General features: G+C 65.2%; 8 protein-coding genes. 3 read left to right on the top strand and 5 right to left on the bottom strand.

What is annotated here, in order from left to right:
• Positions 1-67 precede the first annotated feature (67 nt).
• The 3 genes from KDH83_RS28765 to tenA all read right to left on the bottom strand — a co-directional run bounded on the left by KDH83_RS28765 (position 68) and on the right by tenA (position 2568).
• Positions 68-757: a class I SAM-dependent methyltransferase gene (locus tag KDH83_RS28765; protein WP_349291687.1), complete on the bottom strand. Its 690-nt coding sequence runs from the start codon at positions 755-757 to the stop codon at positions 68-70.
• A gap of 329 nt (positions 758-1086) precedes the next feature.
• A complete protein-coding gene (locus KDH83_RS28760; protein WP_212322083.1) occupies positions 1087-1872 on the bottom strand; it encodes a methyltransferase domain-containing protein in 786 nt (261 codons plus the stop codon).
• A gap of 33 nt (positions 1873-1905) precedes the next feature.
• A complete protein-coding gene (tenA, locus tag KDH83_RS28755) occupies positions 1906-2568 on the bottom strand; it encodes a thiaminase II (protein ID WP_212322078.1) in 663 nt (220 codons plus the stop codon).
• A 293-nt stretch (positions 2569-2861) separates the two neighbouring features.
• On the opposite strand from tenA, the gene KDH83_RS28750 reads away from it, so the two are divergent.
• The 3 genes from KDH83_RS28750 to KDH83_RS28740 all read left to right on the top strand — a co-directional run bounded on the left by KDH83_RS28750 (position 2862) and on the right by KDH83_RS28740 (position 5830).
• Positions 2862-3560 carry an N-acetylmuramoyl-L-alanine amidase gene (locus KDH83_RS28750; protein ID WP_212322073.1) on the top strand — a complete coding sequence of 233 codons (699 nt, stop codon included), beginning with the start codon at positions 2862-2864 and terminating at the stop codon, positions 3558-3560.
• A 161-nt stretch (positions 3561-3721) separates the two neighbouring features.
• On the top strand, positions 3722-4951 hold the full coding sequence (locus tag KDH83_RS28745; protein WP_212322071.1) for a hypothetical protein: 1230 nt from the start codon (positions 3722-3724) through the stop codon (positions 4949-4951).
• Between the two features lie 30 nt (positions 4952-4981).
• Positions 4982-5830, top strand: coding sequence for a lysozyme inhibitor LprI family protein (locus KDH83_RS28740; protein ID WP_212322069.1), 849 nt, complete (start codon positions 4982-4984; stop codon positions 5828-5830).
• Positions 5831-5894: 64 nt separating this feature from the next.
• On the opposite strand, the gene KDH83_RS28735 is transcribed toward KDH83_RS28740, so the two are convergent.
• Entirely contained in the window at positions 5895-6170 is a 276-nt protein-coding gene (locus tag KDH83_RS28735) for a hypothetical protein (RefSeq protein WP_212322056.1), read from the bottom strand.
• Positions 6171-6173: 3 nt separating this feature from the next.
• Positions 6174-6317: an SHOCT domain-containing protein gene (locus KDH83_RS33005; RefSeq protein ID WP_349291688.1), complete on the bottom strand. Its 144-nt coding sequence runs from the start codon at positions 6315-6317 to the stop codon at positions 6174-6176.
• Positions 6318-6344 lie beyond the last annotated feature (27 nt).

Raw genomic sequence — 6344 nt, 5'->3', positions numbered from 1 at the left:
ATACATACTCCTTGGACGTATGTTATGCCTTGAACACGAAATTAATGACAGGCCCGCCAGTGTTTTTTCAAGCAGCCTCTGTCACCACCTCCCCCTTCCGCCCAAAAACAAACACATGCGCATAACTATCATTCATCGGATGCTCGAAATGCGTTACCCCCCGAATCGCCGGCACGACAGGCTCGAACAACCCCGCATAATCAATCTCCACCGGATAAGGCTTCCGCTCCGGCGTATCGTTGTACCCAAGAATCAACAACCCACCCGGCTTGAGCACCCGATGACACTGCTCCATCATCTGCTCGAATCCAATCCGCTCATTCAGCCCCCAGCCGATCACGCCATTGGATATCACGACGTCGAATGACGCCTCGTCGTAGTAGCCGCTCATATCCGTGACGCTGCCGATGACGTGCCTGCCCGGCGGACCGTAGATCGCCTGTTCGGGATCCAAGTCCAGCGAATGGAATTCCATCTTGAGCAGCCGGGGGTAGTGCCAGGTGTAGTAATGCATGCCCAGGAACAGGCACTTCATCCGGCCGGGCGAGCGAGCGGCGAGCTGGTTCAGATGGTCGAAGATTTCCCGTTCGAGGAATTGGCGATTCGCGGCGCGCAGCCGGAATTTGATGCCGCATTTCGCGGCGAAGGCCGGAGACCATTTGAACAGTCTCATCTTGGCTTTGCGGATCAGTTTGCGTAAGGAAATTTGCTCACCCCAGATGGCCGGATTGAAGGGCGTTGCTTCGTGCAACAGCACTTCAAAGGTTCTTCGTGTGCGCGCGAATGCCGTGGCAGGCACGCATGCAGGGGCTGGCGCGGGCCAGCCGTCAGGGCCGTTGCGGTCCTGATCGCAAGAGGCTAATCAGCGGTGCGCTTGCTATGAATGGGACGAGGGAGGAATGGGGTGGACTGGCGCGAGGCGCCGTCTGATTTCAGAATGACGCGACCGTTGCGGTCGCGCATAGGCAAGGTAAAGGCGACCCTGGTGGCGGTATTGCAATGTTGTTTGCCTGGGCCTGCCTGAAGAAATCGATGCGCCAAAAGCAGGACGCCGGCACTAGGCCGGCGTCCGTCTACCAAAGATGATCACGCTACCGCGACATTGCTCTCCATCCGCTTCTCCCCAAACAGGAACACATGCGCATATCCATCATGCATTGGATGCCGCGCATGTTTCACCCCGGGAATCGTCGGCACGACAGGCGCGAACAACCCCGCATGCCCGATATCCACCGGATACGGCGCCCGTTCCGGCGTGTCGTTGTAGCCCAGGATCAGCAGCCCGCCCGGTTTCAGCACCCGATGGCATTGCGCCATCATCTGCTCGAACCCGGCCTGTTCGTTCAAACCCCAGCCGATCACGCCATTGGCGACGACCACGTCGAACGACTCGTCGCCATAAATGCCGCTCATGTCGGTCGCGCTGCCGATGGTGTGCCTGCCCGGCGGTCCATAGATCGCCTGCGCCGGATCCAGGTCCAGGGAGTGGAAATCCATCTTCAGCATGCGCGGGTAATGCCAGGTGTAGTAGTGCATGCCAATGAACAGGCATGCCTTGCGGCCCGGGGATGCCGTGGCCAGTTGGTTCAGATGATCGAAGATCTCCCGTTCCAGGAAACTGCGGTTGGGTGCCTCCAGCTTGAAAGTGATGCCGCAGCGCGCGGCGAAGGTGGGAGACCAGTGGAAAAGCCCCAGCTTGGCCTTGTGTATGAGTTTGCCTAAGGAAATGTGATCGCCCCTGATCGGCCGGATCTTTTGCGTCCGGTACCGACGAGTTCCTGCTGACGCACCTGTGCGTTGCACGGCCGCAATGTGCAAGACGACGGCGGGGATGAGGGGCGGCTTTTTTTCCGCGAGCGCCGCTCCTCCCATCCCTGCCGTCGTGACGTTTACCGCTTTAGTGGTTCAGACCTCCCATGTGCCTTGCCGATACGCGGAATCCCAGAACATCCATTCCAGCCGCGCGGCGTGTGTGTATGCCTCGTGCATAGCCTTGACCGTTACGGCGGACGCGAGTTCCGCGGCGCGGTCCACGGACGCGATGACTTCGCGCACCAGGGTGTGGAATTCCTCGCCGGCGTAGGTGTCGATCCAGGCGCTGTAGGGGTTGGGCTGGGCGGCGCGGGCGTGGATGTCGCGGCCGATCTCGGCGTAGATCCAGAAGCAGGGCAGCAGCGCGGCCAGGGCCACGGGGTAGGGCGCGCTCCAGGCGGTGGCGATGAGGTAGCTGGTGTAGTGGTGGCTGGCGGGCGTGAGCGGGGTGGCGTTGAAGGTGTCGGCGCTGATGCCAAACTGCTTCATGAAGCCGTCGTGCAGGCTGCGCTCGACCACGACGGCGTTCTTGGCGGCGTCGGCGAACTGGACCACGCCGTCGGCATTGTCGGCCTTGGCGGCGGCCACGGCCAGCGCGCGGCCGAAGGCGACCAGGTAGTGGGCGTCCTGGATCATGTAGTGGCGGAACGCGTGCTCGTCGAGCTGGCCGCTGGCCAGCTCCTGGTTGAACGGCATGGTGCGCGTTTTCTCGTACAGCGCGGCGTTGCGCGCCCAGGCGTCGGAGCTGAAAGACATGGGATTCCTCTGCATAGTCGGACGGCGCGCGAAGTCGCGCCGTGGCTGCCGGCCAAGGATAGCAATACCCGGCGGCCGGGTAACTTTTCATGTCATTTGCTTCCGGTGGGGCCGGGGGCCGCGCCGCGCCTGTTACGGGCTGGCGCCGCGCGCCGCATTCGGCGATTGCCCCAGGCGGCGGGCTGCGCGAGAATCCGGCGCATTCCGTGCCGGTCGCGGTTCAGCGGCCGGCCTCTCTCAACAGGGCGAACTCCAGCGTGTCTTCAGTCAGCGGTGAACGGGTAATCAGGCGGATGGCGATCACGGCGCGGCGGCGCGCGGGTCGGGTGGCGGCGGCCGTGTGCCTGGCGCTGCCGGCGCTGTCGGCGCAGGCCGCCTATGTGGTGGTGGATACGGGCCACACGCCCGCGCGGCCCGGGGCCACGGGTGCCAGCGGCCGGGTGGAGTATCAGTACAACCTGGTGCTGAGCGGCGCGGTGGCGGCGCGGCTGACGGCGCTGGGCGAACGGGTGCGGCGCGTGGCGGCCGACGGCGCCGAGGTGGCGCTGGGCCAGCGCGCGCGGCTGGCGCCGGATGCGGATTTCTTCATCTCCATCCATCACGATTCGATGCAGCAGAAGTACATCGACGCGGGGCGCCAGCGCGAGTTCGCGGGCTTCTCGATCTTTGTCTCGCAGCGCAATCCTCGCTACGAGGAAAGCCTGCGCTGCGCCAAGGCGATCGGCGAGGCGCTGGTGGCGGCGGGCGAGAAGCCGTCGCTGTACCACGCCGAGCCCATCGCCGGCGAGAACCGCCCGCTGCTGGACCGCCGCCTGGGCGTGCATCGTTTCGACGGGCTGGCGGTGCTCAAGACGGCGACCATGCCGGCGGTGCTGGTGGAGGCCGGCGTGATCGTGAATCCGGACGACGAGGCCCGGGTGGCGCGGCCCGACACCATCGAGCGGATGGCGCGCGCGATCGCCGATGGCGTGCACGGCTGCCTGCGGGGCTAGCGCGGATCGCGCGCGTCCGGCCCGGCGGCTGGCGCTGTCGCGCGGGATGGATAAAATCCTGCTTCAAGCGCGCCGCGCCTTGTGGGCCGGCCAATGGACAAGCGCGGAACGCGGCGTGGCCCGTAGGGTCTGCGCGACATAGGTTCCCAGGGAGAGGAATGATGAGGCTGAAAAGAGAACTGACGGTCTGGAGCTCGGCATTGGCGCTGTCCTGCGCGGCCCTGTCGGCCGGCGTGGCGCAGGCGCAGACGCAGCAGGCGCAAGCGCCGGCGTCCGCCAAGCAGGAAGAGCCCGAGCGCTACGGTCCGTTCTTCTTCCTGCGCAGCGAGCCGGATCTGCTGATCTACGTGGGCGCGGTGGGCGCCAACGACATGTTGAATCTCAAGAAGGCGCTGCGCGAGCATCCGACCATCTCGACCATCGTGTTGCAGAACAATGGCGGCGGCCTGGTCCATATCGGGCTGGTGGTGGCGGAAGAGATCTACGAGCGCGGCCTGAACACCTATATTCCCAAGGACAGCTACTGCGCGTCGGCGTGTTCCTTCGTGTTCTTCGCCGGCCGCCAGCGCCTGGCGGTGGGCCGGCTGGGCGTGCACCAGATCTCGGCGCCGGAGCTGACGGGCGAGCAGGCGCAGTTCGGCGTGTCGGATATCGTGGCGACCCTGCCGAAGTACGGCGTGTCGGCGGATGTGCTGGGCATCATGTTCAGCACGCCGTCCAAGGACATGTACTTCTTCACGCCGCAGGAAATCGCCAAGTACGGCATCAACCGCGTGGGTCCGACCCAGGCGTCCGCCAATGGCGCGCAGCAGGGCGGGGGCCAGCGCGCCGCGCCCGCCCCGGCGCCCGCGCCGCAGCAGCAGACATCCGCGCCCGCCGCGGCGCCGCAGCAGCAGACGTCCGCGCCGGCCGGCGAGGCGAAATTGCCCCCGCGCCAGCCGGCCGCCGCCGGCCAGGCGCCGGTCGCCAATCCGTACCTGACCAAGCAGCCCGCGCCGGCGGCGCCGTCCGACGAGCAGAAGGCCATCAACGCCGCAGCGCTGATGATCCAGGCGGGCAGTGGCACCAACGAAGAGGCCATGAAGTTCACGCGCGAGTTCTACGCGGACACGGTGGACTTCTTCAAGAAGAAGCGGCCGAAGTCCGAGGTGTTGGCGGACAAGCAGGCGTATTTCACGCGCTGGCCGGTGCGGCGCTTCGTGGTGGACCAGAGCACGCTGCGGGCCAAGTGCGAGAACCAGCTGTGCATGGTCAAGGGTATCTACGACTACAAGGTGTCCAGCCCGGAACGCGGCAAGAACGCCAGCGGCACGTCGAATTTCACGTACATCCTGGACCTGCGCGATCACTACCGCATCGTCCTGGAAGACAGCGAGGTCATCAGCCGCTGAGCGGCCGGCCTTGCACTTTGGAGAAGCACCATGCATGTCAGTCTGCGCGCGACCCGGTTCCTGATCCTGGCGGGCCTGACCGCCGCGGCGGCGCCGGCCCTGGCGATCGATTGCGGCAAGGCGTCCAGCCCCGTCGAGAAACTGATCTGCTCCAGCCCCGAGGCGAAAGCCGAGGACGCCGGGCTGAACCGCGCCTATGCCGCGCTGATGAAGCAGGCGCCGGACGACGAGATCCGCGCGATGCTGAAGGATAGCCAGCGCCGCTGGCTCGCCGCGCGCGACGGCAAGCTGCAAGACGTGATCGCCAACATCGACACCGTGCCGGAAGGCAAGACGGCGGGTTCCGTCGCGGCCGATCTGATCAGCGCCCGCATCGACGGTCTGACGGAGCGCGACAAGGGCAGCAAGCTGCCCAGGCTGATCAGCACGGCGCTGGCCCAGCGGCAATTCCGCCAGCAGTTCACCGGCGGTCCCTACGATGGTTACGACGTGGTCTGCGAGCTGCTGCCGCCGAACGACATCTACGCCTGCTTCGCGATCAGCCACTACCAGAACAAGGACCGTGTCTGCACCGCCGAGCAATACTGGGCCACGGGCTCGGTCTACGCGCAGCGTTATGTGGCGAAGGTGGTGGACAAGAAGCTGGTGCCGGTGGCGTCCTGCTCGTACAACGGCAACGACGACAACTGCCCGGGCGGCATCTCGGACGAGGCGCGCTGGAACACCGGCCCCAAGGTACGCACGCCGATGGGCTATCCGACCAAGCCGCTGCCCCGGCTCGATGGCGAGGTCTATGACAGCGACGACTACGACTGGCTCAAGGCTTGCCTGACGGACGATACGTTCCCGCTGGCCAATCCGACGACGGCGGGGCGCTAGGCGGATAGCTCGAACTCGGTAGCCGGATGCGAACCGCGGCGCGGTGGCATCCGGTTTTTTCGTTTCAGATATCGTCGAAGTAGAAGGCCTTGTTGAGGCGGGCCTGCAGCACCTGGCAAGTGTGCGAGTTTTGCCAACTCAGGGTGATGGCGAGTAGTAGCACTGCGCCCAGCACAGCGCCGATCGCGCCCAGCCAGCCAAAGGTGAGGCCGACGTACAGCAGCGGGATGCCGAAGACGAAGCTCATCCACCAGAGCAGCAGGAATTTCAGCGCGACGCCCATCCAGAAATAGGCTAGTACGAGCAGGCCGATGGCGAGAATGACGATGAGCAGTTTCATGGATCAGGCGCCCAGAATGCGCGTTTTCTGAGCCGCGAATTCCTTGTCGGTCAGGACGCCTCGGTCGCGCAAGGCAGACAGCCGTTCCAGCTTGCTGATGATCTCGTCATCGCTGCGTACCTGAGAAGCCGGACTTGCCGGCGTCACGGGTGAGGCCGAAGCCTGGGGCGCGTG

It is taken from the genome of Achromobacter sp. Marseille-Q0513, from assembly GCF_018195695.1.
GTDB lineage: Bacteria > Pseudomonadota > Gammaproteobacteria > Burkholderiales > Burkholderiaceae_B > Achromobacter.
The sequence above is the reverse complement of the archived record's forward strand: the minus strand, read 5'-3'. Positions and strand labels throughout refer to the sequence as shown.